This is a genomic window from Pseudodonghicola sp. (genome assembly GCF_048268305.1).
Lineage (GTDB): Bacteria > Pseudomonadota > Alphaproteobacteria > Rhodobacterales > Rhodobacteraceae > Pseudodonghicola.
In genome coordinates, this window is the sequence record NZ_JBLWVT010000004.1 from 57,273 (window position 1) to 82,218 (window position 24,946).

General features: G+C 64.0%; 28 protein-coding genes. 20 read left to right on the top strand and 8 right to left on the bottom strand.

From position 1 onward, the window contains the following. Nucleotides 1-14 precede the first annotated feature (14 nt). A complete protein-coding gene (gene dgt, locus ACN0V4_RS08375; RefSeq protein WP_417674965.1) occupies nucleotides 15-1,346 on the top strand; it encodes a dGTP triphosphohydrolase in 1,332 nt (443 codons plus the stop codon). Between the two features lie 148 nt (nucleotides 1,347-1,494). Here the strand turns inward: dgt and ACN0V4_RS08380 are convergent, their stop codons facing one another. Beyond that, entirely contained in the window at nucleotides 1,495-3,093 is a 1,599-nt protein-coding gene (locus ACN0V4_RS08380) for a phosphoenolpyruvate carboxykinase (protein ID WP_417674967.1), read from the bottom strand. Between the two features lie 338 nt (nucleotides 3,094-3,431). Here ACN0V4_RS08380 and ACN0V4_RS08385 point away from each other — a divergent pair, with 338 nt between their 5' ends. Genes ACN0V4_RS08385 through ACN0V4_RS08415 form a run of 7 tightly spaced genes read left to right on the top strand, consistent with a single transcriptional unit; the run spans nucleotide 3,432 to nucleotide 8,845 of the window. Then, on the top strand, nucleotides 3,432-4,133 hold the full coding sequence (locus tag ACN0V4_RS08385) for a response regulator transcription factor (RefSeq protein ID WP_417674969.1): 702 nt from the start codon (nucleotides 3,432-3,434) through the stop codon (nucleotides 4,131-4,133). Between the two features lie 47 nt (nucleotides 4,134-4,180). Beyond that, nucleotides 4,181-5,887, top strand: a complete 1,707-nt coding sequence (locus tag ACN0V4_RS08390) for a sensor N-terminal transmembrane domain-containing protein (protein WP_417674971.1) — start codon at nucleotides 4,181-4,183, stop codon at nucleotides 5,885-5,887. A gap of 3 nt (nucleotides 5,888-5,890) precedes the next feature. Next, the gene (locus ACN0V4_RS08395; protein WP_417674973.1) at nucleotides 5,891-6,322 is read left to right on the top strand and encodes an HPr kinase/phosphorylase; all 432 of its coding nucleotides are present in this window, start codon (nucleotides 5,891-5,893) and stop codon (nucleotides 6,320-6,322) included. Next, nucleotides 6,319-7,203, top strand: a complete 885-nt coding sequence (rapZ, locus tag ACN0V4_RS08400; protein ID WP_417674975.1) for an RNase adapter RapZ — start codon at nucleotides 6,319-6,321, stop codon at nucleotides 7,201-7,203. The genes ACN0V4_RS08395 and rapZ overlap by 4 nt, the downstream gene beginning before the upstream one ends. A gap of 7 nt (nucleotides 7,204-7,210) precedes the next feature. After that, nucleotides 7,211-7,609 carry a PTS sugar transporter subunit IIA gene (locus ACN0V4_RS08405; protein WP_417674977.1) on the top strand — a complete coding sequence of 133 codons (399 nt, stop codon included), beginning with the start codon at nucleotides 7,211-7,213 and terminating at the stop codon, nucleotides 7,607-7,609. Between the two features lie 8 nt (nucleotides 7,610-7,617). After that, nucleotides 7,618-7,887: an HPr family phosphocarrier protein gene (locus ACN0V4_RS08410; RefSeq protein WP_417674979.1), complete on the top strand. Its 270-nt coding sequence runs from the start codon at nucleotides 7,618-7,620 to the stop codon at nucleotides 7,885-7,887. Between the two features lie 43 nt (nucleotides 7,888-7,930). After that, entirely contained in the window at nucleotides 7,931-8,845 is a 915-nt protein-coding gene (locus ACN0V4_RS08415; protein ID WP_417674981.1) for a lysophospholipid acyltransferase family protein, read from the top strand. A 150-nt stretch (nucleotides 8,846-8,995) separates the two neighbouring features. Here ACN0V4_RS08415 and ACN0V4_RS08420 read toward each other — a convergent pair whose 3' ends face one another. Next, complete coding sequence (locus ACN0V4_RS08420) at nucleotides 8,996-9,871, bottom strand: 3-hydroxybutyryl-CoA dehydrogenase (protein ID WP_417674983.1); 876 nt, start codon at nucleotides 9,869-9,871, stop codon at nucleotides 8,996-8,998. A gap of 161 nt (nucleotides 9,872-10,032) precedes the next feature. Here ACN0V4_RS08420 and ACN0V4_RS08425 point away from each other — a divergent pair, with 161 nt between their 5' ends. After that, a complete protein-coding gene (locus ACN0V4_RS08425; RefSeq protein ID WP_417674985.1) occupies nucleotides 10,033-10,860 on the top strand; it encodes a DUF6473 family protein in 828 nt (275 codons plus the stop codon). A gap of 109 nt (nucleotides 10,861-10,969) precedes the next feature. Here ACN0V4_RS08425 and ACN0V4_RS08430 read toward each other — a convergent pair whose 3' ends face one another. The 6 genes from ACN0V4_RS08430 to ACN0V4_RS08455 form a co-directional block, all read right to left on the bottom strand. Continuing rightward, on the bottom strand, nucleotides 10,970-11,896 hold the full coding sequence (locus tag ACN0V4_RS08430) for an electron transfer flavoprotein subunit alpha/FixB family protein (RefSeq protein WP_417674987.1): 927 nt from the start codon (nucleotides 11,894-11,896) through the stop codon (nucleotides 10,970-10,972). Beyond that, the gene (locus ACN0V4_RS08435) at nucleotides 11,896-12,654 is read right to left on the bottom strand and encodes an electron transfer flavoprotein subunit beta/FixA family protein (protein WP_417674989.1); all 759 of its coding nucleotides are present in this window, start codon (nucleotides 12,652-12,654) and stop codon (nucleotides 11,896-11,898) included. Before ACN0V4_RS08435 ends, ACN0V4_RS08430 begins: the two co-directional genes overlap by 1 nt. Nucleotides 12,655-12,845: 191 nt before the next feature. Next, a complete protein-coding gene (locus tag ACN0V4_RS08440; protein ID WP_417674991.1) occupies nucleotides 12,846-13,421 on the bottom strand; it encodes a cob(I)yrinic acid a,c-diamide adenosyltransferase in 576 nt (191 codons plus the stop codon). A gap of 2 nt (nucleotides 13,422-13,423) precedes the next feature. After that, nucleotides 13,424-13,630: a twin transmembrane helix small protein gene (locus tag ACN0V4_RS08445; RefSeq protein ID WP_417674993.1), complete on the bottom strand. Its 207-nt coding sequence runs from the start codon at nucleotides 13,628-13,630 to the stop codon at nucleotides 13,424-13,426. 69 nt (nucleotides 13,631-13,699) lie between these two features. Next, nucleotides 13,700-14,527 carry an SDR family NAD(P)-dependent oxidoreductase gene (locus tag ACN0V4_RS08450; RefSeq protein ID WP_417674995.1) on the bottom strand — a complete coding sequence of 276 codons (828 nt, stop codon included), beginning with the start codon at nucleotides 14,525-14,527 and terminating at the stop codon, nucleotides 13,700-13,702. A gap of 198 nt (nucleotides 14,528-14,725) precedes the next feature. Next, the gene (locus ACN0V4_RS08455) at nucleotides 14,726-15,343 is read right to left on the bottom strand and encodes an SH3 domain-containing protein (protein WP_417674997.1); all 618 of its coding nucleotides are present in this window, start codon (nucleotides 15,341-15,343) and stop codon (nucleotides 14,726-14,728) included. A gap of 250 nt (nucleotides 15,344-15,593) precedes the next feature. Between ACN0V4_RS08455 and parC the strand changes: the two genes are divergently transcribed. The 11 genes from parC to rpsC all read left to right on the top strand — a co-directional run bounded on the left by parC (nucleotide 15,594) and on the right by rpsC (nucleotide 24,935). Then, complete coding sequence (parC, locus tag ACN0V4_RS08460; protein WP_417674999.1) at nucleotides 15,594-17,942, top strand: DNA topoisomerase IV subunit A; 2,349 nt, start codon at nucleotides 15,594-15,596, stop codon at nucleotides 17,940-17,942. Between the two features lie 85 nt (nucleotides 17,943-18,027). Next, the gene (locus tag ACN0V4_RS08465) at nucleotides 18,028-18,672 is read left to right on the top strand and encodes a hypothetical protein (RefSeq protein ID WP_417675001.1); all 645 of its coding nucleotides are present in this window, start codon (nucleotides 18,028-18,030) and stop codon (nucleotides 18,670-18,672) included. A gap of 128 nt (nucleotides 18,673-18,800) precedes the next feature. Then, entirely contained in the window at nucleotides 18,801-19,976 is a 1,176-nt protein-coding gene (gene tuf / locus ACN0V4_RS08470; RefSeq protein WP_417675003.1) for an elongation factor Tu, read from the top strand. A 426-nt stretch (nucleotides 19,977-20,402) separates the two neighbouring features. Then, on the top strand, nucleotides 20,403-20,717 hold the full coding sequence (rpsJ, locus tag ACN0V4_RS08475; protein WP_008756422.1) for a 30S ribosomal protein S10: 315 nt from the start codon (nucleotides 20,403-20,405) through the stop codon (nucleotides 20,715-20,717). Between the two features lie 18 nt (nucleotides 20,718-20,735). Next, nucleotides 20,736-21,464, top strand: coding sequence for a 50S ribosomal protein L3 (gene rplC, locus ACN0V4_RS08480; protein ID WP_417675006.1), 729 nt, complete (start codon nucleotides 20,736-20,738; stop codon nucleotides 21,462-21,464). Next, on the top strand, nucleotides 21,461-22,078 hold the full coding sequence (gene rplD, locus ACN0V4_RS08485) for a 50S ribosomal protein L4 (RefSeq protein WP_417675008.1): 618 nt from the start codon (nucleotides 21,461-21,463) through the stop codon (nucleotides 22,076-22,078). The genes rplC and rplD overlap by 4 nt, the downstream gene beginning before the upstream one ends. Next, entirely contained in the window at nucleotides 22,075-22,371 is a 297-nt protein-coding gene (locus tag ACN0V4_RS08490) for a 50S ribosomal protein L23 (RefSeq protein WP_417675010.1), read from the top strand. The genes rplD and ACN0V4_RS08490 overlap by 4 nt, the downstream gene beginning before the upstream one ends. 339 nt (nucleotides 22,372-22,710) lie before the next feature. Beyond that, the gene (rplB, locus tag ACN0V4_RS08495) at nucleotides 22,711-23,553 is read left to right on the top strand and encodes a 50S ribosomal protein L2 (protein ID WP_417675012.1); all 843 of its coding nucleotides are present in this window, start codon (nucleotides 22,711-22,713) and stop codon (nucleotides 23,551-23,553) included. A 3-nt stretch (nucleotides 23,554-23,556) separates the two neighbouring features. Further along, a complete protein-coding gene (gene rpsS / locus ACN0V4_RS08500; RefSeq protein ID WP_160892467.1) occupies nucleotides 23,557-23,835 on the top strand; it encodes a 30S ribosomal protein S19 in 279 nt (92 codons plus the stop codon). 3 nt (nucleotides 23,836-23,838) lie between these two features. After that, a complete protein-coding gene (rplV, locus tag ACN0V4_RS08505) occupies nucleotides 23,839-24,219 on the top strand; it encodes a 50S ribosomal protein L22 (protein ID WP_417675014.1) in 381 nt (126 codons plus the stop codon). Continuing rightward, the gene (gene rpsC / locus ACN0V4_RS08510; protein ID WP_417675016.1) at nucleotides 24,219-24,935 is read left to right on the top strand and encodes a 30S ribosomal protein S3; all 717 of its coding nucleotides are present in this window, start codon (nucleotides 24,219-24,221) and stop codon (nucleotides 24,933-24,935) included. The genes rplV and rpsC overlap by 1 nt, the downstream gene beginning before the upstream one ends. Nucleotides 24,936-24,946: the final 11 nt, after the last annotated feature.

Consider the following 24,946-nt stretch of genomic DNA (forward strand, 5'->3'; position numbering starts at 1 on the left):
GCCGGAGACTGACGATGGAATGGGATACTCTGCTGAACCCGGGACGGCTCTGCCGCCCGGAGTATACGGAAACCGCCGGCCGGCCGGCCTCTTTGCAAGATTACGACCGCATCCTGTTCTCCCAACCGTTCCGCCGGCTGGCGCAGAAGACCCAGGTGCACCCCCTGGTGCATCATGATCACCTGCATCACCGGATGATCCATTCGATGGAAACCTCCAGCGTCGGCCGTTCGCTGGGGATCGCGGTGGGCCAGCGGCTGGTCGACGAGGCAAGGCTCGACGAGGGTCAGCAGCATGTGATCGCCGGCGTGGTCCAGGCCGCCTGCCTGATGCATGATATCGGCAATCCGCCCTTTGGCCATTCCGGCGAGGCGAGCATCGGCGAATGGTTTGCTGGGCTCTTCGCGCGGGATGCGGCGCTGGCGGCAAAGATCGGGGCGCGTCAGGCCGAATTCACCGCTTTCGAGGGCAATGCCCAGGGGTTCCGCATCGCCGCATCGCTGGAGATGGGGCGGCGCGAGGGTGGCATGCGGCTGTCTTACGCGACGCTGGGCGCCTTCATGAAATACCCCTGCACGGCCGCCGTCAGCGGCTCCGCCCCCTATGTCGGGCTGAAGAAATTCGGCGTGTTCGAGACCGAGGCAAGCCTCTTTGCCGAAACCGCCGCCGCGCTCGGCCTGCCGCAACGGGGCGAGGGTGCCAGTCGTTGGTGGGCGCGCCATCCGCTGGCCTTCCTGGTCGAGGCGGCGGATGACATCTGTTACCGCATTCTCGATCTCGAGGACGCCGCCACCATCGGCGATCTGCCGACAGCGCAGGTGATCGAAATCCTCGAAAGCATCGCCGCCCCGGATTGGCCCGATGCCGAGGGGATGACGGCGCATGAGATCGTGGCATCGCGTCGGGCGCTGGCGATCGGCCGCGCGATCGACGCGGCGGTCGATGCCTTCATGGATCACTATGAGGCGATCATGGAGGGAACCTTCAGCGATGGGCTGATGGAAGTCTCCGCCAAGGCCGGCGCCTTCGGTGAACTGAAGGATATCTCCAACGCGCGCATCTTCACCGCGCGGCGCAAGACTGAACTTGAGATCGCCGGGCGGCAGGTGCTGCATGACCTGCTGGATCATTTCCACGGGTTGTTCGAGGCGCTGAAGGCCGAGGGGTGGGAGCCGGAGGCCCTGAAAAGCGGCTATTGGGGCAAGCTGATCCGCGCCACCGATCTCGATCTGCGCGGCGTCGTGGACGATTATACCGCGCTGCACGCGCTGGCCGATTTCGTCTCGGGCATGACGGACCGATACGCCGTGCGCACCCGCGACATGATCGCCGGCCGGGTGGGCTGAGGCCGGCGTCCCCCTTCTTCTCGGTGAAAATACGGCGGGGGTGCGGGGGCAGCGCCCCCGTCCGCGATCTGTTCCAGGCCTGGATTTGCGGCAAAGAAAAACCCCGGCGTTGCGGCCGGGGTCTGCTGTCTCAGCGCTGAGGGACCCCTCAGCCGATGGCGACGGCTTTCACGTCGTCATCGATATGGTCGACATATTGTTGGAAGTTCGCGGCGAACATCTTGACCAGCTTGGCGGCCTGGGCGTCATAGGCATCCTTGTCGGTCCAGGTCTGGCGCGGGTCCAGAAGCTGGGTGTCGACGCCCGGAACCGCGACCGGAACCTCGAAGCCGAAGTTTTCGTCCTTGCGGAACTCGGCCTCGTTCAGCGAGCCTTCCAGGGCGGCGGTCAGCAGCGCGCGGGTGGCCTTGATCGGCATCCGCGAGCCGACGCCGAAGGAGCCGCCGGTCCAGCCGGTGTTGACCAGCCAGCAGGTGGCGCCGTGTTTGGCGATCTTTTCCTGCAGCAGCTTGCCATAGCTTTCCGGCCGGCGCGGCATGAAGGGGGCGCCGAAGCAGGTCGAGAAGGTGGGCTCGGGTTCGACCACACCGCGCTCGGTGCCCGGGGTCTTCGAGGTGAAGCCAGACAGGAAGTGGTACATCGCTTGGGCCGGGGTCAGCCGCGAGATCGGCGGCAGCACGCCATAGGCGTCGCAGGTCAGCAGGATGATGTTCTTCGGATGGCCGCCCAGCGAGGTTTCCGACGCGTTGGAGATATAGTCCAGCGGGTAGGCGCAGCGCATGTTCTCGGTCAGCGAGCTGTCCTTGAAGTCCAGCTCGAAGGTTTCCGGATCGTAGATCATGTTTTCGATCACGGTGCCGAACTTATGCGTGGTGGCATAGATTTCCGGCTCGGCCTCGGCGCTCAGGTTGATGGTCTTGGCATAGCAGCCGCCTTCGAAGTTGAAGGTGCCGTTCTCCGACCAGCCGTGTTCGTCGTCGCCGATCAGCACGCGGGCCGGGTCGGCCGAAAGCGTGGTCTTGCCGGTGCCCGACAGGCCGAAGAAGATCGCGGTGTCGACCGGGTTGCCGACCGCGTGGTTGGCCGAGCAATGCATCGGCATCACGCCTTTTTCCGGCAGCAGGTAGTTCAGCAGGGTGAAGACCGATTTCTTGTTCTCGCCCGCGTATTCGGTGTTGCCGATCAGGATCAGCTTCTTGTCGAAGTTCAGCGCGATCACCGTATCGGTGCGGCAGCCGTGACGGGCCGGGTCGGCCTTGAAGCTGGGGCAGTTGATGATGGTGAAATCGGCGACGAAGCTGTTCAGCGCTTCGCGCTCGGGGCGACGCAGCAGGTGGCGGATGAACAGGCCGTGCCAGGCCAGTTCGGTCACCATGCGGACGTTGATCGCATATTCGGGGTCGGCGCCGCCGACCAGATCCTCGACGAAATAGTCGCGGCCCTTCATGTGCTCGAGCATATCGGCATAGAGCACGTCAAAGGCTTCGGGCGACATCTCGGCATTGTTTTCCCACCAGATGGTGTCGGCCACGCTGTCGGTCTTGACGATGTGCTTGTCCTTGGGCGAGCGGCCGGTGAACTTGCCGGTGGTGACCAGGAACGCGCCGCCTTTGCCCAGGGTGCCCTCGTCGCGTTTAAGCGCGGCTTCGATCAGGGCCGGCTCAATCAGGTTGTAATACACATTGCCCAGACCCTCGATGCCTTGGTCTTCGAGGCGGAATTGGGGATTGACCCGTCCAGATGTCATACGTTCATTCTCCTGTGGCGGCGGCTGGCGTCGCGTGTCGTTCAATCGCTGTTCGGGGCGATGATCGGGCGTAATTCCCGATGCGGCGCCTCTTAGCATGACGTTTTCGGGCTTGAACAGGACGCTTTGGCACAGTTAGCGCCACCATGGCGATGTTTAGCGCAACCATGCGACGCGTTGCCTCGGAGACATGCGACAATTCAACCGCGCTTAAGGAATTTCTGCTGTCCTGAGAACGCAAAGACCGCGCGATTCGCAGTTAAGGATTGATTCGCAACGCGAAAAAAGGGCAGGATATGGGAAAAAATATGGCAGTCTCGAGCAGATAGGTGAACCCGATGTCAAAGATCGCTTTGGTTGATGATGACAGAAATATCCTGACCTCCGTTTCCATGACCCTCGAGGCCGAGGGATTCGAGGTCGAAACCTACAACGACGGGCAGGCGGCGCTGGACGCCTTCAACAAGAAACTGCCCGATATGGCGGTCCTGGACATCAAGATGCCGCGGATGGACGGCATGGATCTGCTGCAGCGGTTGCGGCAGAAGACCCAGATGCCGGTGATCTTCCTCACCTCCAAGGATGATGAGATCGACGAGGTGCTCGGCCTGCGCATGGGCGCGGACGACTACGTCAAGAAACCTTTCTCTCAACGTCTGCTGGTCGAACGGATTCGCGCCCTGCTGCGCCGGCAAGAGGCAGTGTCGGGCGATGCCGTCGGCGCCGGCCCCGAGGCCAAGGTGATGGAGCGGGGCAACCTGCGGATGGATCCGCTGCGCCATTCTGTGGTCTGGAAGGGCAAGGACGTGTCGCTGACCGTCACCGAATTCCTGCTGTTGCAGGCCCTGGCACAGCGCCCCGGTTTCGTCAAAAGCCGCGATCAGCTGATGGACGTGGCCTATGATGATCAGGTCTATGTCGATGATCGCACCATCGACAGCCACATCAAACGTCTGCGCAAGAAGATGCGCAGCGCCGATCCCGATTTCTCGGCGATTGAGACGCTCTACGGGATTGGCTATCGCTATAACGAAGAATAACGGCTGTCCGGGGATGTTCCCCGGATGTGTTTGCCGAAAGGGTTGATGTGCGCGATACCGGTTCCTCTCAATTGCGTCACGACGGTGATGTCGTGCTGGGCGACGACTGGGTCGCTCCGCGCAGCACCGTGGCCGAGGAATTGCGCGCCAAGCGCGACCGGCGCGGGTTCTTTTCTCTGCGCGGCTCGCCGCTGACCCGCAAGATCATCATCTTCAATCTGATCGCCCTGATCATCCTGGTTGCCGGCCTGCTCTATCTCAACAGCTCGCGCGACAATCTGGTGGCGCAGCGCGCCAATGTGCTGGCGGGAGAGGCGCGGCTGATCGCCAATGTCTTCGAGGCGCAGCTCCCCAAGCGCGGGCCGGTGAATCTGGTTACCGGCGACGGTGTCGACGTGGCGGATACATTGGCGGCGCTGACCCTGCGCGAGGGCAGCGAGGTCGTGATCTTCGACACGACCGGTCAGGTGGTGGGACAGATCCGGGGGACTGGCGCAGACCTGCCCGTCCGGCCCGAGGCTGGCAGCGGGCGCACTCCGATCAGCGATGGGCTGTCGGCGCTCTGGGGCGGGCTGGCGGGGCTTCTGGCTGCGAACCACCCGACGCAGGACGCGCCGGTCGAGGTCCAGCTCAGGACGGTGGTGCCCGCGGCGCTTGAAACCGGCGCCACCCAGGTCGGAACCCTGAGCCCCGGCAGCCGCCGCGCCGAACTTGCCGCCGTTACCCCGATCCTGCAGGCCGGCAAGCCGGTCGGGGCGCTGGCGCTGGTCAGCCCTGCGGGAGAGATCGAGGCGCTGATCCGCGACGAACGCGAACGGGTGCTGCAGATGTTCGTGATCGCGCTGCTGGTTTCGGTCGGTCTCAGCCTGGTTCTGGCCTCGACCATTGCCAATCCGCTGCGTGATCTGGCCGAGGCGGCGGAACTCGGGCGCGACCGCAACGCCCGCAAGATGAGCCCCGGACGCGTCCGCATCCCCGATCTGACCGCGCGTCCGGACGAGATCGGCCGCCTCAGCCGTGCGCTCAGGGGCATGGTCTCGGCGCTTTACAACCGGATCGACGGCAATGAACAATTCGCCGCCGATGTGGCGCATGAGATCAAGAACCCGCTGGCCAGCCTGCAATCGGCGGTCGGCACCCTGAGGATGATCAAGCGCGAGGATCAGCGCGAAAAGCTGCTGGATGTCATCGAACATGACGTGCGCCGGCTGGACCGGCTGGTCAGCGACATCTCGAACGCCTCGCGGCTGGATGCCGAGCTGGTGAAGGAAGAGCAGGAAAGCTTCGACCTGCTGACCATGCTGGGCAATCTCAACCAGTATCTGGGCGAGGATGCCCGCGCCAAGGGGATCGACTATATCGCCGATCTGCCGAAGGAGCCGATCGTGATTCTCGGGCTCGAGGCGCGGCTGGCGCAGGTCTTCGTCAATCTGATCACCAACGCGATTTCCTTCTGCGAAGAGGGCGACGCGATCCGCGTCTGGGCCCGCAAGCGGCAGAACCGGGTGCTGGTGGTGGTCGAGGATACCGGCCCCGGTATCCCGGAAGAGGCGCTGACCAAGATCTTCAAGCGGTTCTATTCGCAGCGCCCCGAGGAGCATTTCGGCAATAACTCCGGCCTCGGTTTGGCGATCTCGAAACAGATCGTCGAGGCGCATGGCGGGGTGATCTGGGCCGAGAACATCCGCCCGACCGAAGCCGATGTCACCTCTGACCCGCTGGGTGCGCGCTTCGTCGTCGGCCTGCCGGTCTGATCCATGGCGGACAGAGACAGCGAGACGCTGCATGCCAGTTGCGTCGCCCTGTGCGGCCGCGCTCTTCTGATCTCCGGCGCCTCGGGCAGCGGCAAGTCCGGCATGGCGCTGAACCTGATGGCCCTGGGCGCCGGACTGGTCAGCGATGACCGCACCATCCTCACCCGGCAGGGCGACGGGCTGGTCGCCTCCGCCCCCGAGGCCATCGAAGGGCTGATCGAGGCCCGTGGCCTCGGCCTGCTGCATGCGGAGCCCACCGGGCCCACCCCGGTCTTTGCGCTTCTCGATCTCGACACGCCCGAGGTGCACCGCCTGCCGCCCGCGCGCAACACTTCGATACTGGGATGTGAGATCACCTTGCTTCTGCGCAGCGAGATCCCACATTTTGCTGCATCTCTGATGCAATTTCTCAGGACCGGGCAGCGCACGACATGACAGAGGACAGCTCCAACAGTCCATTCCGGCTGGTACTGGTCACCGGCCCTTCGGGGGCCGGGCGGTCGACTGCCATCCACGCGCTCGAGGATCTGGGGTTCGAGGCGATCGACAACCTGCCGCTCAGGCTGGTGCCGCTGCTGCTCGACGGCCCGGCCCCGACCCGTCCGCTGGCGCTGGGGATGGACCCGCGCAACCGCGAATTCTCGGCCGAGGGTCTGCTCGAGCTGATCGAGACGCTCTCGTCGCGTGCCGATACCGAACTGACGGTGCTCTACCTCGATTGCCGCGACGATGTGCTGCTGCGGCGCTTCTCGGAAACCCGCCGCAGACATCCGCTGGCCCCGGCGGAAAGCCCGGAAACCGGCATCCGGCGCGAACTCGGGCTGCTGGCGCCGCTGCGGGAGCGGGCCGATACGCTGATCGATACGTCGGACATGAACGTCCATCAGCTGCGGGAAGAGATCGAACGCTGGTTCGCCCCCGATACCGGTCGCGCCCTGGCGCTGACGGTGCACAGCTTTTCCTACAAGCGCGGGCTGCCGCGCGGCATCGACATGGTGTTTGATTGCCGCTTTCTGTCGAATCCCTATTGGGTGCCAGCATTGCGCGCTCTCGATGGTCGTGACCCGGCGGTCGCCGCCCATGTCGCCGCCGACCCGCTGTTCGCGCCCTTCTTCGAACGGGTGCTCGATCTCACTCGCTTTCTGCTGCCGGCCTATACCCAGGAGGGCAAGGCGCATCTGTCGATCGCTTTCGGCTGTACCGGTGGCCAGCACCGATCGGTCACCTTGGCGGAAACGCTGGCGAAGGCCCTTGCAGAGGATGGCCGGCAGGTGTCAATTAGGCACCGCGAGCTGGACAGCCAGCGGAACGGATAGGGATCGGATGATCGGAATTGTCATTGTCGCGCATGGGGGGCTGGCCAAGGAATATCTGGCTGCCATCGAACATGTGATCGGCAAGCAGCCGGGCATGGTGGCGATCTCGATCGAACCGGAGCATGACCGGGATGCCAAGCAGCGAGAGATCTGCGTCGCCGCCGATGCCGTCGATACCGGCGACGGGGTGGTGCTGGTGACCGATCTCTTCGGCGGTTCGCCATCGAACCTCAGCCTGCGGGCCTGCACCCCCTCCGATCGCCGCATTCTTTATGGGGCGAATTTGCCGATGCTGATCAAGCTGGCGAAAAGCCGCCAGTTGCCGATCGGCGATGCGGTCCGCGATGCCATGGAGGCGGGACGCAAGTATATCAACAGCCGCAACATCAGCCTCAACGACGCCTGACGGACCAAATGACACGACGCACACTGAAAATCGTGAACGAAAAGGGGCTGCATGCCCGGGCTTCGGCCAAGCTGGTCGAGGTGGTCGAAGGTTTCGATGCCCGTGCCGAGGTCTCCCGCGACGGTATGACCGCCTCGGGAGACAGCATCATGGGGCTTTTGATGTTGGCAGCGTCCAAGGGAACGACTATTGACGTTGAGACGACGGGGCCAGACTCTGAAGCGCTGGCCGATGCGCTTGAGGCGCTGGTCGCCGACAAGTTCGGCGAGGAGTACTGAGCGCGATCACGCGCCGGCGTCGTGATAAACGGGAACAGGCACATTGGTCGAGACTTCGCATAACAGCAATTCCGGGCTCTCCACACCTGCGGGTGTGCCCGGAGCTCAGGCTGAGGGCGAGGTCTACGACCGCCGCACGCTGACCTATTCCAACTCTTTCGATGATCGCTGGACCTCGCTGGCGATCAAGGCGATCGAATGGGTGACCGGCAAGCCGAGCATCCTCAGGATGGTCAACAAGTTCGAGAAGCTGAACGCCGATTTCCGCGGCCAGAAATTCTGGCGCGGCGCGCTCGACGTGATGGGAATCGACCTGCAGACGCCGGCGGAACAGATCGCCAATATCCCCAAGGACGGACCGGTGGTGGTGGTGGCCAACCATCCGCACGGCATGGTCGACGGCATGATCCTGGCCGAGCTGATCGGCCGCGTCCGGCTCGATTACCGGATCCTCACCCGCTCGGTGCTGACCGGGTTGGACGAGGCTGCGACCTCTTTCATGATCCCGGTGCCCTTCCCGCACGACCCCGATGCGCAACGCAAGATGGTCGAGATGCGTGGCAAGGCGATGTCGCATCTGGCCGAGGGCGGCGTCGTGGCGCTATTCCCCTCGGGCGTGGTGATGTCCTCGGATACATGGTGGGGGCCGCCGGTCGAACGTGAATGGCATGCCTTCACCGCCAAGATGATCCGCAAGTCGGGTGCCAAGGTGGTGCCGATCTATTTCCCGGGCCGCAATTCGCGCGCCTATCAGATCTCCTGCCAGATTTCCCCGATCCTGCGCCAGGGCCTGCTGCTGCACGAAATCGTCCGCGCCTGCCACAAGCCGCAGGCGCCGGTGATCGGCAAGGTGCTGACCGACGATCAGATGGCGCCGCTGCAGAAAGACACCCGCGGCTTCATGGCCTGGCTGCGGAACTACGTGCTGGAACTGGACCAGCACCCCGACCGGCTCTGACACGGTCGCTCTGCGCTGTCCCTGCCTTTTTCTAGCTTTAAATATCCCGGGGTGCGGGGCAGCGCCCCGCTCCGACCCGCGCCGCGATCGCCTACTGTCGAATAGAAAAGGGGCCCGATGGGCCCCCCTCCGTGTCGCCGATGCGCGATCTCAGCGCGTCGGCACCGGCTCCTCGCCGCGATAGTCGTAAAAGCCGCGCTTGGTCTTGCGACCCAGCCAGCCGGCCTCGACATATTTGGTCAGGAGCGGGCAGGGGCGGTATTTGGTATCCGCCAGCCCGTCGTGCAGCACGTTCATGATCGCAAGGCAGGTGTCCAGCCCGATGAAATCCGCCAGTTCCAGCGGCCCCATCGGATGGTTGGCGCCCAGTTTCATCGCCATGTCGATCGACTTCACGTTACCGACGCCCTCATAGAGCGTATAGACAGCCTCGTTGATCATCGGCACCAGGATGCGGTTGACGATGAAGCCGGGGAAATCCTCGGCGCTGGCTGCGGTCTTGCCCAGCCGTTCCACCACGCCCAGACAGGCCCGATAGGTCGGCTCGTCGGTGGCGATGCCGCGGATCAGCTCGACCAGCTTCATCACCGGCACCGGGTTCATGAAGTGGAAGCCCATGAATTTTTCCGGCCGGTCGGTGCGGCTGGCCAGCCGGGTGATCGAGATCGAGGAGGTGTTCGAGGTCAGGATGGTGTCGGGGCGCAGATGCGGCCGCAGATCCTCGAAGATCGCCTGCTTCACGGTCTCACGCTCGGTCGCGGCCTCGATCACCAGATCCGAGGCGCCGATATCGGCCAGATCGAGCGTCGTCTTGATCCGCGCCAGCGCGGCGTTCATCTCCGTCTCGGGCAGTTTCCCGCGCGAGACCTGGCGGCTCATGTTGCTGCGGATGGTCTCCATCGCCCGGTTCAGCGCATCCTGGCTGATATCGGACATCACCACGTCGTAACCGGCGAGGGACATGACATGGGCGATCCCGTTGCCCATTTGTCCCGCCCCGATCACGCCGATTGTCTGAATGCTCATGAGCCTGCCTTTCCTAGCGGTTTCGGCGTGACCATACCGGGCCGGCCCCGGGGCGGACAAGAGGGCGTGAACGACTCAATTTGCCTCAAATGCGCGCATTAGCCGAATCGCAACCTTGCCGGTCGCAGGCTAAGTCCTTGCCGTGACTGCCGGGGGGCGAAATGAGCTATCAGATTTCGGGCGCCGGGGCGCTGGACCAGCCGACATGCCGGCTTCCGGGCTCTCAGCTCTGGGTGCGGGGGCCCTGTGGGGTGCCAGAGACCCCATATTTCGCCTTTCTCGGCGGCAGCGAGACCTTCGGGCGCTTCGTGCAGACACCTTTCCCGGCGTTGATCGACCGGCTGACCGGGCAGGCCTGTCTCAATCTGGGCTGCGCCAACTCCGGGCTCGACACGCTGCTGAGCGACGCCGCGCTGATGCGGGCCGCGGCCGGGGCCGAGGCTGTGGTGCTGCAACTGCCCGGGGCGCAGAACCTGTCGAATCGCTATTACCGGGTGCATCCGCGCCGCAATGACCGGTTCCTGGCACCGAGCAACCGGCTGATCGCGCTCTATCCCGAGGTCGATTTCACCGAGTTCCACTTCACCAAGCATCTGCTCAACAGCCTGCTGCGGTGCGGCTCCGACCGGTTCGCCGAGATTCGGGCGGAACTGCGTGGCATCTGGCTGGACCGGATGGAACGGCTGCTGCGCGCGCTTGAGGGGCGGGTGCTGCTCCTCTGGCTGCAATATCCCGATCACTGGCCGCAGGGCGGTGAGCCGCTCGGTGCTGATCCCCTGCTGGTCACGCGGTCACTGATCGACCGGGTCGCGGGGCGCAGTCTCGGTCTGATCGAGGTGCCGGTGGTGCCGGCCGGAGAACAGGACGGCGAGCTGGAGAAGATGGTCTATGGCCCGCTGCAGGCGCCAAGCGCCGAACATATGCCGGGGCCCGCGATGCATCGGACCATCGCGGCCCGGGTGGCGGACCGGCTGCGCGCCCTGGGGTGAGCGGGCGCCAAGCAAAAGGCCCGCCGAAACCGGCGGGCCTTCTATTTTGTCCCATGTGATCCTTCCGATCCCGATCTCGGCGAAGAGGTCCGGAAGGACTGATGAGTGATCAGAGCTTCGAGGTCAGCTCGGGCACGGCCTGGAACAGGTCCGCGACGAGGCCGTAATCGGCAACCTGGAAGATCGGCGCCTCTTCATCCTTGTTGATCGCGACGATGACCTTCGAGTCCTTCATGCCGGCGAGGTGCTGGATCGCGCCGGAGATGCCGATTGCGACATAGAGATCGGGGGCGACCACCTTGCCGGTCTGACCCACCTGCCAGTCGTTCGGAGCATAGCCCGAATCGACCGCAGCGCGCGAGGCGCCGACGGCGGCACCCAGCTTGTCGGCCAGGGCTTCGATGATCTTGAAGTCTTCTTCCGAGCCGACGCCACGGCCGCCCGAGACCACGATCTTGGCCGAGGTCAGTTCCGGACGATCCGAGGCCGCGACCTTGTCCTCGACCCATTCGCTGAGGCCGGGGTTGCCGGCGGCCGCGACGGTTTCGACTGCCGCTGCACCACCTTGACCAGCGGCTTCGAAGGTCGAGGTGCGGAAGGTGATGACCTTCTTGGCGTCCTTCGACTTCACGGTCTGGATCGCGTTGCCGGCATAGATCGGGCGCTCGAAGGTGTCGGCATCGACCACAGCGGTCACATCCGACAGCACCATCACGTCCAGCAGAGCGGCGACGCGCGGCAGGATGTTCTTCGAATCGGTGGTCGAGGGCGCCACGATATGGCTGTAGTCGCCGGCCAGCGACACGATCAGCGCGGCGGTGGCTTCGGCCAGGCGATGACTCAGCGCCGCATCCTCGGCGACCAGCACCTTCGACACGCCGTCGATCTTGGCGGCGGCTTCACCCGCGGCGGCGGCCGAGGCCCCGGCGCAGAGAACGGTCACATCGCCCAGGGCTTTCGCAGCAGAGACCGCCTTGGCGGTGGCGTCAACGGCCAGCACCCCATCGGTGACTTCGGCAAGCAGCAGAACAGCCATCAGATGATCCCCTTCTCTTTGAGTTTCGCCACCAGCGTGTCGACATCGGCCACGATCTCGCCGGCCTGACGGGCGGCAGGCTCGGTGGTCTTGACGATTTCCAGACGCGGGGAGACATCGACGCCGTAATCGGCGGCGGTCTTCTCATCCAGCGGCTTCTTCTTCGCCTTCATGATGTTCGGCAGGCTCGCATAGCGCGGCTCGTTCAGACGCAGGTCGACGGTGATGATCGCCGGCATCTTGACCTTGATGGTCTGCAGGCCGCCGTCGACCTCACGGGTGACCACGGCACTGTCGCCATCAACGCTAAGCTCGCTTGCGAAGGTAGCCTGCGACCAGCCCAGCAGGGCCGACAGCATCTGACCGGTGGCGTTCATGTCGTTGTCGATCGCCTGCTTGCCGGCCAGAACCAGGCCCGGCTGTTCGGCTTCGACGATCTTCGCCAGGATCTTGGCGACCGCCAGCGGCTCGATGTCGGTGTGCACGTCATCGGCGGCGACAACCAGGATCGCGCGGTCGGCGCCCATGGCCAGCGCGGTGCGGAGGGTTTCCTGCGCCTGCTTGACGCCGATCGAAACAACCACGACCTCTTCGGCCTTGCCTGCTTCCTTCAGACGGATCGCTTCCTCCACCGCGATTTCGTCGAACGGGTTCATCGACATCTTCACGTTCGCAAGATCGACACCCGTTCCATCCGCTTTCACACGGACTTTCACGTTGTAATCGATCACGCGCTTGACAGGTACCAGCACCTTCATATGCGTGTGTCTCCTTGGTTGGTGTGCCCAGAAAATCAGGGCGGCTCGTACGTTCCGCCATGTGTTAGCCTCTGTGTCACGCGGAAAACAGAGGAAAATCGAAGGGATTTCTCGCAGAGACGCCGCGTTTGAACGTGAAATCGCGAAAATGCCGCGGGGTTCTGTGCGAGGGGGAAGGGAAAGCTGCCGCGTCAGCGGGTGGCGCCGGGCACCCAGAGCACGTCGCCGGCACCGCCGTCATTGGCGCTGCGGGCGGCGACGAAGAACCAGTCGCTCAGCCGGTTGAGATAGCGCACCGCCTCGGGGTTGACGGCTTCCCGCGCCGCCAACTCGACAGTGGCGCGTTCGGCCCGGCGCGACACCGTGCGGCAGACGTGAAGCTGCGCGGCCAGCGTCGATCCGCCCGGCAGGATGAAGCTGCGCAGCGGTTGCAGGCTCGCGTTCATCGCGTCGATCTCATGTTCCAGCCGGGTCACCTGGCTGGCGATGATGCGCAGCGGCGGATAGTCCGTCTCGGCGTCTTTCTCCATCTCCGGCCGGCAGAGATCGGCGCCCAGGTCGAACAGATCGTTCTGGATCCGGGCCAGTGCCGTGTCCATCTCGGTGCCGGTGGAAGCCAGACGCGCCACGCCCAGAAAGGCATTCAGTTCGTCCACCGTGCCATAGGCATCAACGCGGGGGGCGTATTTCGGCACCCGCGCACCATTGCCGAGCGCGGTATCGCCCTTGTCGCCGGTGCGGGTGTAGATCTTGTTGAGAACGACCAAGCTCAGGCCCCTCCCTGTCGTTTGAGATAGATATAGAGCAGGATCAGAAGAACCGCGATCACCTGCAGCACGATGCGAAGCTGCATCAGCTTGTTGGAATATTTGGCGTTGAAGGCGCCGCCCTTGGCGAAGCCGCCGATGCCCAGCATCAGCACGACCGCCACTGCCAGCACCGCCAGCAACACGATCACGAACAGCGGATCTCCCATCTTGCCCTCGCTTGGCTCTCCTCTTGCCTGACATCTAAGCCAGGGGGCGCCTAAAAGCGACCCGTTTTTCTAGAGTCGCCTGACCAGCCAGTCGGTGGCACGGCTTGACAGCACCCGGCGCAGATAGCCGCCCAGATAGGTCGGCACCGTCACATAATAGCGCGGGTGCGGCCGTTTCGCCTCGAGCGCGCGAATCAGCTTGGCGGTGACCGCCCGGGGCGGCAGCTCGAAAGGGTCGGGGCCGGTCGCCTCGTACATGCGGGGGATCAGCTTGTCTTGATAATCCTTGCGGCGCGGCGAGGACTGCCAGTCGATGAAACGTTCGAAATAGGCCCGCCCGTTTTCGCGGAACTTGGTGCCGATGGGGCCGGGTTCGATCAGCACCACCGCGATGCCGGCCGGCGCCAGTTCGATCCGCATGGTGTCGGAAAACGCCTCGAGCGCGTGTTTGGTCGCGGCATAGGCGCCGCGCCAGGGCATATAGACCAGCCCGAGCGAGGAAGAGCATTGCACGATCCGCCCGTGCCCCTGGGCCCGCATCACCGGGATCACCCGGCGGGTCAGCTCGTGCCAGCCGAAGAAATTCGCCTCGAAGATGGCACGCAGCCCCTCGACGGGCAGATCCTCCACCGCCGCGTTCAGCCCATGCGCTCCATTGTTGAACAGGGCGTCGAGCCGGCCGCCGGTTGCCGTCAGCACCTGGGCGAGGCCGGTCTCGATGCTGGCGGTGTCGGTATAGTCGATCCGCGGGCTGTCGAAGCCCTGGGCGCGCAGCCGGTCGCAATCGCGCTGCTGACGGCAGGCGGCGAAGACGCGCCAGCCCCTTTCCCGCAGCCCCATCGCCGCGTCATGTCCGATGCCCGAGGAGCAGCCGGTAATCAGGATGGTTTTCTGCATCGCTTGTCCGTCTTTGATCCTGTGCCCGCCGCAAGCTATGAGCGGAAATCCGCGCCGGGGCAATCCGTCGGCTGACCCGGGCGGCGCGAGGGCGGGTGGCGGGCCGGTTTTCGCGCCCTCCCGCTGTTATCTCTGCACAAATACTCACATGTCCATCGGCCGTGCGGCATCGCGACGCGCGGTCATCCCGGGGTCTGCTCAGGGTGCTTTCCGACCGACCAGAGAGGCGGCGATCCAGCCAATCTGCCGGTCCGGGCCGCGCAGCCGCAGCCAGCCGGTGCCCGATCTGTCCAGAACCTCGACCTCGTCGCCAAGCTGCAGCCGGGCGATCACTGGATAGATGGTGCCGGGGCCTTCCCGCATGTTGACCCTGAGCCCGGTGATCTGGCGGATGTCGGCGGCGGTTTCCTCGACGGCGGGCGCGTCCTGCGGCGTCTCGGTGGCGGTGGCCATCTCGCGAAGTCCCGCGGCACCCTGGGCCAGGGAGGCAAGCTGCAGCTCGCCCCGGGGCTGGTCGGTGGCCAGCGCGGCGGCGAGGTTGCCGCGCGGCGCCACGCTCTGCGGGGTGTCGACGGCCAGGGTGGGGGTGGGTTTGGGCGCCTGGGTCGTTTGGCGCGGCGCGAGCACCGGGGTGGTGCGTGCCGCCAAAGTGCCGGTCGGCCGGATCGGCGCGGGGTCGGTTCGCGCCGCGACCACGGGCGCCGGTCGCACCCCGCGCGGCACGAAGTCGGCTCCTCCGCTAAGGACATAGAAGACCCAGCCGAGCAGCAGGAAAGAGAGGAAGACGAAGCGCCGCATAAAGAAACTATAGACCATTCCGCGATTCGGGATACCGGGAAGCCCGGCGTCAATTTCCCCGTCGGAGAAGGTGGCGGGAAACGTCGACATCCCTCCTGGGGAGAAGGGGAAACAAGCGCCGCGCCTCGTTCGGCGCCTTGGCCCTCTGCGGAGATTTTGCGGGGATATCGGGACGGTCGGATGCGGGTGGCTTATTCCTGTGGATAGCTGGGCCGCCCGCGGTCGGGGCCGCTTTACGCCCGCCGCGCCCCGGCGTATCACAGGATTTATGAACGACCTTATCGACGACCCCAATATGCAGCCGCCCGAGACGGGCAAGGAAACGGCAGAGCCGTTGCGCCGGGCCATTGGCGACCGCTATCTGACCTATGCGCTGAGCACGATCATGCATCGGGCGCTGCCCGATGCGCGCGACGGGCTGAAGCCGGTACACCGGCGGATTCTCTACGCCATGCGGCAGTTGCGGCTGAGCTCGACCGGGGGCTTCCGCAAGTCCGCCAAGATCTCGGGCGACGTGATGGGCAACTATCACCCGCATGGGGATGCCGCGATCTATGACGCCATGGCGCGGCTGGCGCAGGACTTCAACGTCCGCTACCCGCTGGTCGACGGCCAGGGTAACTTCGGCAATATCGACGGCGATAATCCGGCGGCCTCGCGTTATACCGAAGCGCGGATGACCGTGGTGGCCGAGGCGCTGCTCGAGGGGCTGGACGAGGACGCGGTCGATTTTCGCGACAATTACGACGGCACGCTGACCGAACCCATCGTGATGCCGGCGACCTTTCCCAACCTGCTGGCCAATGGCGCCAGCGGTATCGCCGTGGGGATGGCGACCAACATTCCGCCGCACAATATCGCCGAGCTGTGCGACGCCTGCCTGCATCTGATCAAGACGCCGGGCGCCGATGACGACACCTTGCTGAAATATGTTCCCGGCCCCGATTTCCCCACCGGCGGCACCATCGTCGAGCCGCGTGAGAATATCGCCCAGGCCTATCGCACCGGGCGCGGCAGTTTCCGCCTGCGCGCGAAGTGGGAGGTCGAGGATCTGGGGCGCGGCACCTGGCAGATCGTGGTCACCGAGATCCCCTATCAGGTGCCGAAATCGAAGCTGATCGAGAAGATCGCCGAGCTGATCCAGACCAAGAAAATCCCGATTCTGGGGGATGTCCGCGACGAGAGTGCCGATGACATTCGCCTGGTGCTGGAGCCGAAGTCGAAGAACGTCGATCCCGAGGTGCTGATGAACATGATGTTCCGCAACTCGGATCTCGAGGTGCGGTTCAGCCTGAACATGAACGTGCTGATCGACGGGGTGACGCCCAAGGTCTGTTCGATGAAGGAGGTGTTGCGCGCCTTCCTCGACCACCGGCAGGAGGTGCTGCTGCGCCGCTCCCGCCACCGGCTGGCCAAGATCGACCACCGGCTCGAGGTGTTGGAAGGCTTTATCATCGCCTTCCTCAACCTCGATCGGGTGATCGACATCATCCGATATGACGACGATCCCAAATCGGCGCTGATGCGCGAGGACTGGGCAATCGACCATCCGCGCGCGATGTCGGAAAAGGACTATCGCACCCCGGGTCCGGGCGAGGGCGAGCTGTCGGAGGTTCAGGTCGAGGCGATCCTGAACATGCGCCTGCGGTCGTTGCGGCGGCTGGAAGAGATCGAGCTGATCCGCGAACGCGATGCCCTGATGGCCGAACGTGCCGGGCTCGAGGATCTGCTGGACGACGAGGGGCTACAATGGGCCCGGATCTCCGAGCAACTGCGCGCGACCAAGAAGACCTTCGGCAAGGATTTCGCGGGCGGCGCCCGGCGCACCCTCTTCGCCGAGGCCGGCGAGGCGGAGGACGTGCCGATCGAGGCGATGATCGAGCGCGAGCCGATCACCGTGGTCTGTTCCAAGATGGGCTGGGTCCGCGCCATGACCGGCCATATCGACCTGACGCGAGAGCTGAAGTTCCGCGACGGTGACGGGCCGCGCTTCGTCTTCCATGCCGAAACCACCGACAAGCTGCTGGTCTTCGCCTCGAACGGGCGGTTCTATACGCTTTCGGCGGCGAATCTGCCCGGCGGTCGTGGCCTGGGCGAGCCGCTGCGCCTGATGGTCGATCTCCCGAACGAGGCCGAGATCGTCGATATTCTGGTCCACAAGCCGGGGCAGAAGCTGGTCGTCGCCTCGAATGCGGGCAATGGTTTCGTGGTGGCCGAGGATGACGTGATCGCCCAGACCCGCAGCGGCAAGCAGGTGCTGAACGTCGGGGAGGGCGAGCGGGCGCTGATCTGCAAGCCGGTCGCCGGCGATCACGTTGCCGTGGTCAGCGAGAACGGCAAGTTCCTGGTCTTCCCGCTGGAGGAGTTGCCCGAGATGGCCCGCGGCAAGGGGGTGCGGTTGCAGAAATACAATCAGGCCCGCGGCAAGCAGGGGGCGCTCGAGCTTGATGGCGGGCTGTCGGATCTGACCACCTTCGACTGGGCCGAGGGGCTGCGCTGGCAGATGGGTGGCGGCAAGACCCGGCATGAACCCGATCTGACGGAATGGCTGGGCAAGCGCGCCGGCGTCGGCAAACGTCCGCCGCATGGCTTCCCGCGCGACAACCTGTTCACGTGACCGGGATCATCGCGCCGCGCAGAAGGTTTGCACCCTGCTGCGCGGTAGTCTATCCCGAGAGGCGATGTTCAGCTTCGGAGAGATCATGATCCGCATCTTTGCCCTGCTTGCCGGTTTCGCCCTTCTGTCGGCCTGCACCGCCTCCTCTCCCGACGAGCCGCTGGCGGATCTGGGTGAATTCCGGTTGGGCCATAACATCGTGGTCGCCTCGAAGGCGCAAAAGGGGCCGATTTCGCGCGATGCGACCTCTGAGGAATGGGTTTCGGTGATGACCAAGGCGGTCGCCGACCGCTTCGGTCGCTACGAGGGCAGCCAGCTCTATCACCTGGGGATCTCGGTCGAGGGCTATATGCTCGCTCCCAAGGGGGTGCCGGTGATCTACAATCCGAAATCGGCGCTGATCATCAACGTCACGGTCTGGGATGACGCCGCGGCCAAGAAGCTGAACGACAAGGTCAAGCAGTTCACCGTCTTCGAAACCACCACCGGCAACACGCTTCTGATGGGCTCGGGGCGCGAACGCAGCCGCGAGGAGCAGATGCAGGGGCTGGCCCGTAACGCGGTCGGTCAGATCGAGGGCTGGCTGGTGCAGATGCACAAGGAAGAGGGCTGGTTCGATCGGCGCGAGGGGGCCGAGAGCGAGGCTCATGGCGTGACGTCGGTGACCGAGATCGCGCCGCTGTCCGATGGGGGCGTTACCAGCACGCCCCTCCCGGCCGCAGAGGGCTGAGGCAGGCGGCTGCCGGCCCTCCTTCGGGCGCAGGAGGCGCTTGATTTTCCCTGTCGAACCCAATATGTGCCCCGCGCAGAGGAAACCGGGTCGTTGGGACCCCACGAGTGCAAAAGGGCGCCTAAGACATGGCAAAGGAAAAGTTTGACCGTTCGAAACCGCACGTGAACATCGGCACGATCGGTCACGTTGACCACGGCAAGACGACGCTGACGGCTGCGATCACCAAGTATTTCGGCGACTTCAAAGCCTATGACCAGATCGACGCGGCGCCGGAAGAAAAGGCCCGTGGGATCACGATCTCGACCGCGCACGTTGAATACGAGACGGAAGCGCGTCACTACGCCCACGTCGACTGCCCCGGCCACGCCGACTATGTGAAGAACATGATCACCGGTGCGGCGCAGATGGACGGCGGGATCCTGGTGGTGAACGCGGCCGATGGCCCGATGCCGCAGACCCGCGAGCACATCCTGCTGGCGCGTCAGGTCGGCGTTCCGGCGCTGGTGGTGTTCCTGAACAAGGTCGACCAGGTGGACGACGAGGAACTGCTGGAGCTGGTGGAAATGGAAGTCCGCGAGCTGCTGTCGTCCTACGACTTCCCGGGCGACGACATTCCGATCGTTGCGGGCTCGGCGCTGGCGGCGCTGGAAGGCCGTGATCCGGAAATCGGCGAGAACAAGATCCGCGAACTGATGGCGGCGGTGGATGCCTATATCCCGACGCCGGAACGGGCGATCGACCAGCCGTTCCTGATGCCGATCGAAGACGTGTTCTCGATCTCGGGCCGCGGCACCGTGGTGACCGGCCGTATCGAGCGCGGCGTGATCAACGTCGGCGACAGCATCGAGATCGTGGGGATCAAGAACACCCAGACCACGACCTGCACCGGTGTGGAAATGTTCCGCAAGCTGCTGGATCGCGGGGAAGCCGGCGACAACATCGGCGCGCTGCTGCGCGGCATCGACCGTGACGCGGTGGAGCGTGGCCAAGTGCTGTGCAAACCGGGTTCGGTGAAGCCGCACACCAAGTTCGAAGCCGAAGCCTATATCCTGACCAAGGAAGAAGGCGGCCGTCACACCCCGTTCTTCGCGAACTACCGTCCGCAGTTCTACTTCCGGACCACCGACGTGACCGGGACTGTGATGCTGCCGGAAGGCACCGAGATGGTGATGCCGGGCGACAACCTGAAGTTCGAAGTCCAGCTGATCGCACCGATCGCGATGGAAGAAGGCCTGCGCTTCGCCATCCGTGAAGGCGGCCGCACCGTTGGCGCCGGCGTGGTGTCGAAGATCCTCGAATAATCAGCCGAGCTGATTCTCGAACGGAAAGGGCCTCCCTCGGGAGGCCCTTTGTGCATCCCCGACGCGGCCCTGAAGCGCGCATCAGAGTTTTCCCGCCGCCCCAAAAACGCCCGCCGCCCCGCCGGGCCCGCCCCGCCCCCTTTTTCTAGCCGCAAATATCCTCGGGGGTGAATTGGCCCAAAGGGCCAAGAGGGGGCAGACAGCCCCCTTCCTGCACAAACCGCCTAGTGCCGGTTGGGGCGCAGGGCGGGATTCCCCATGTTTTCTTCAGTTCCTGCTTGTCCTGTTGGGTTTTGCCGTGTATGTGGCCGGGGTTCGCTGACGCGAATAAAGGCGGGACGATTCCCGCCTTTTGGGTTCGAAGAGGGGTTGCGATGAGCGCGGACCCTCCTCTCAACCCCAACGCCTGAATAAAAAGGCAATTCAATGCAAAGCCAAAACATCCGTATCCGGCTTAAGGCGTTCGATTACCGCGTGCTGGACGCCAGCACGCAGGAAATCGTGAACACCGCCAAGCGGACCGGCGCCAATGTGCGCGGCCCGATTCCGCTGCCGAACAAGATCGAGAAGTTCACCGTTCTGCGTGGGCCTCACGTCGACAAGAAATCCCGCGACCAGTTCGAAATCCGCACCCACAAGCGGCTGCTCGACATCGTTGATCCGACCCCGCAGACGGTGGACGCGCTGATGAAGCTCGACCTCGCCGCCGGCGTGGACGTCGAAATCAAGCTTCAGTCGTAAGTTCGGAGGGTAGTGAAGATGCGCTCTGGAATTATCGCAAAGAAAGTCGGCATGACCCGGCTGTTCATGGAAGACGGCAAGCAGATCCCTGTGACCGTCCTGCAACTGGACAACCTGCAGGTCGTGGCGCAACGCACCACCGAGAAAGACGGCTATACCGCCGTTCAGCTCGGCGCGGGCAGCCCCAAGATCAAGCGCGTGAGCAAGGCGATGCGCGGCCATTTCGCCGCCGCGAAAGTCGAGCCCAAGCGCAAGCTGGCCGAATTCCGCGTTGACCCGGAAAACCTGATCGAAGTCGGCGCCGAAATCTCGGCCGAGCACTTCCTGGCAGGTCAGAAGGTTGATGTGTCGGGCACCTCGATCGGTAAGGGTTTCGCCGGTGCCATGAAGCGGCACAACTTCGGCGGTCTGCGCGCCTCGCACGGCGTGTCGATCTCGCACCGTTCGCACGGTTCGACCGGTCAGTGTCAGGAACCCGGCAAGGTGTTCAAAGGCAAGAAGATGGCCGGCCACATGGGTGCCGCCCGTGTGACCACCCAGAACCTGGAAGTGGTCCGCACCGATGCCGGCCGCGGCCTGGTTTTCGTCAAGGGTGCCGTTCCCGGCTCCAAGGGCGGCTGGGTCACCGTGAAGGACGCCGTCAAGAAGAAGCTGCCGGAAGGCGTGCCGTTCCCGGCCGGCCTGAAGGGGGCGGTTGCGGCCGTTGCCGAAGTGGCTGAAGCCCCGGCGGAAGGTGGTGAAGCATGAAACTGGACGTGATCAAACTGGACGGCGGCAAGGCCGGCGACATCGAGCTGTCGGATGAGCTGTTCGGGCTGGAGCCGCGTGCGGACATCCTGCACCGCGTTGTGCGTTGGCAGCGTGCTGCCGCGCAGGCCGGTACCCACAAGGTCAAGACCCGCTCGGAAACCAGCTATTCGACCAAGAAGATGTATCGCCAAAAAGGCACCGGCGGCGCTCGCCACGGTGACAAGAACGCGCCGATCTTCCGTCACGGCGGTATCTACAAGGGTCCGACCCCGCGCAGCCACGCCCATGACCTGCCGAAGAAATTCCGCAAGCTGGGTCTGCGTCACGCGCTGTCGGCCAAGGCGAAAGCCGGCGCCCTGGTGGTGATCGACGCGGCTGAGTCGGAAGGCAAGACCGCGCTGCTGGCCAAGCAGGTCAAGAACCTGGGTTGGAAGCGCGCCCTGATCATCGATGGTGCCGCAGTGAACGAGGGCTTTGCCCGCGCCGCGCGCAACATCGAAGGGCTGGACGTGCTGCCGACCATTGGCGCAAACGTGTATGACATCCTGAAGCGTGACACCCTCGTGATCACGAAGGCGGGTGTCGAAGCTCTGGAGGCCCGACTGAAATGAGCGCGAAGGCAGAACACTACGACGTGATCCGCAAGCCGGTCATCACTGAAAAGGCCACCATGGCTTCGGAAAACGGCGCCGTCGTTTTCCAAGTCGCGATGGGCAGCAGCAAGCCGCAGATCAAGGAAGCGGTCGAAGCGCTGTTCGGGGTCAAGGTGAAGGCGGTGAACACCACCATCACCAAAGGCAAGGTGAAGCGCTTCCGCGGCCAGATCGGCAAGCGGAATGACGTGAAAAAAGCCTATGTCACCCTCGAAGAGGGCAACACGATCGACGTGTCGACCGGCCTCTGATCTGACTTCAGGTCTTGAAGATTGGAAAGCCCCTCGCCGCAAGGCGGGGGGCTCTTCGTTTGGTTTTCCCTTTGTTCAGGGTGACATGGGCTCTCGCGTCTTTTCCAGATGCGGAATTCCTCCCTTGTGGCGCAGTGACGGTAAGCCGAGCCCTAGACACCTCCCTCCGCCTCTGCTACACGCCAGCAATCCTGAAGCCCCGGATTCGTTCCGGGGCTGCTTGATTTTGTAACCGGGGACCTTCGGGGCCCTTCAATTGGCCACCTTCGGGGGGCTTTAACATAGCGGATCCGCAGGCAAGCGCCGAGGGATCCGTGTGCTAGACGGAAGACAGAAAGCATGGCACTCAAGTCGTATAAGCCGACGACGCCGGGCCAGCGCGGGCTGGTGCTGATCGACCGTTCGGAGCTGTGGAAAGGACGTCCGGTCAAATCCCTTACCGAGGGTTTGACCAAGTCGGGCGGCCGTAACAACACCGGACGGATTACCTCGCGTCGTCGTGGCGGCGGGGCAAAACGCCTCTACCGGATCGTTGATTTCAAGCGCAACAAATTCGATGTTGCCGCGACCGTTGAGCGGATCGAATACGACCCGAACCGGACCGCCTTCATCGCGCTGATCAAATACGAAGATGGCGAACAGGCCTATATCCTGGCGCCGCAGCGTCTGGCTGTTGGTGACAAGGTTGTCGCCGGCGCCAAGGTCGACATCAAACCGGGTAACGCGATGCCGTTCTCGGGCATGCCGATCGGGACGATTGTCCACAATATCGAAATGAAGCCCGGCAAGGGCGGTCAGATCGCCCGTGCTGCTGGCACCTATGCCCAGTTCGTCGGTCGTGACGGCGGCTATGCTCAGATCCGCCTGTCTTCGGGTGAACTGCGCCTGGTGCGTCAGGAATGCATGGCCACCGTCGGTGCCGTGTCGAACCCCGACAACAGCAACCAGAACTACGGCAAGGCCGGCCGCATGCGTCACAAGGGCGTCCGCCCGAGCGTTCGCGGTGTTGTCATGAACCCGATCGACCACCCCCATGGTGGTGGTGAAGGCCGGACTTCGGGTGGTCGTCACCCGGTGACCCCTTGGGGTAAGCCGACCAAGGGTGCCCGTACCCGCAACAAGAACAAGGCGTCGCAGAAGCTGATCATCCGCTCGCGTCACGCCAAGAAGAAAGGCCGCTGATCCATGGCTCGTTCTGTTTGGAAAGGCCCCTTTGTTGACGCTTACGTCCTGAAGAAGGCGGAAGCGGCACGCGAAAGCGGGCGCAATGAAGTCATCAAGATCTGGTCGCGTCGTTCGACGATTCTGCCCCAATTCGTTGGGCTGACCTTCGGCGTCTACAACGGTCAGAAGCACATCCCCGTCAACGTCACGGAAGACATGATCGGTCAGAAGTTCGGTGAGTATTCGCCGACCCGGACCTATTACGGTCATGCCGCGGACAAAAAAGCGAAGCGGAAGTAAGTCATGGGCAAGGAAAAGAACCCCCGCCGCGTGGCCGAGAACGAAGCGATGGCCAAGGCCCGCATGCTTCGCACCAGCCCGCAGAAATTGAACCTGGTTGCGGCCATGATCCGTGGCAAGAAGGTCGAGAAGGCGCTGACCGATCTCACCTTCTCGAACAAGCGGATCGCGCAGGACGTGAAGAAATGCCTTCAGTCCGCTATCGCCAATGCTGAGAACAACCACAACCTGGACGTGGACGAGCTGATCGTGGCCGAGGCCTACGTCGGCAAGAACCTGACCCTGAAGCGCGGTCGTCCGCGCGCCCGTGGCCGGTTCGGCAAGATCGTGAAGCCGTTTTCCGAGCTCACCATCAAGGTGCGTCAAGTCGAGGAGCAAGCCTAATGGGTCAGAAAGTCAATCCGATCGGCATGCGCCTCCAGGTCAACCGCACCTGGGACAGCCGCTGGTACGCCGATACCAAGGACTACGGTGATCTTCTGCTGGAAGATCTCAAGCTCCGTGAGTTCATCAAGGAAGAGTGCAAGCAGGCCGGCATTGCTCGCGTGATCATTGAACGCCCCCACAAGAAGTGCCGTGTGACCATCTACACCGCACGTCCGGGCGTGATCATCGGCAAGAAGGGCGCTGACATCGAAGTTCTGCGCAAGAAGCTGGCGAAAATGACCGCCAGCGAACTGCACCTGAACATCGTCGAAGTTCGCAAGCCCGAACTGGATGCCGCCCTGGTGGGTGAATCCATCGCGCAGCAGCTGGAACGTCGGGTGTCCTTCCGTCGCGCCATGAAGCGTGCCGTGCAGAACGCCATGCGCATGGGTGCCCTCGGCATCCGGGTCAACGTCGCCGGCCGTCTGGGCGGTGCCGAAATCGCCCGGACCGAATGGTATCGTGAAGGTCGCGTGCCGCTGCATACCCTGCGGGCCGACATCGACTATGCTCACGCCGAAGCAATGACCCCCTATGGCATCATCGGGATCAAGGTCTGGATCTTCAAAGGCGAGATCATGGAGCACGATCCTTCGGCGCGCGATCGGAAGATGCAGGAAATCCAGGATGGCCCGGCCCCCCGTGGGGCGACCGGCGGTCGTCGTGATCGCTAAGGAGTGATAGA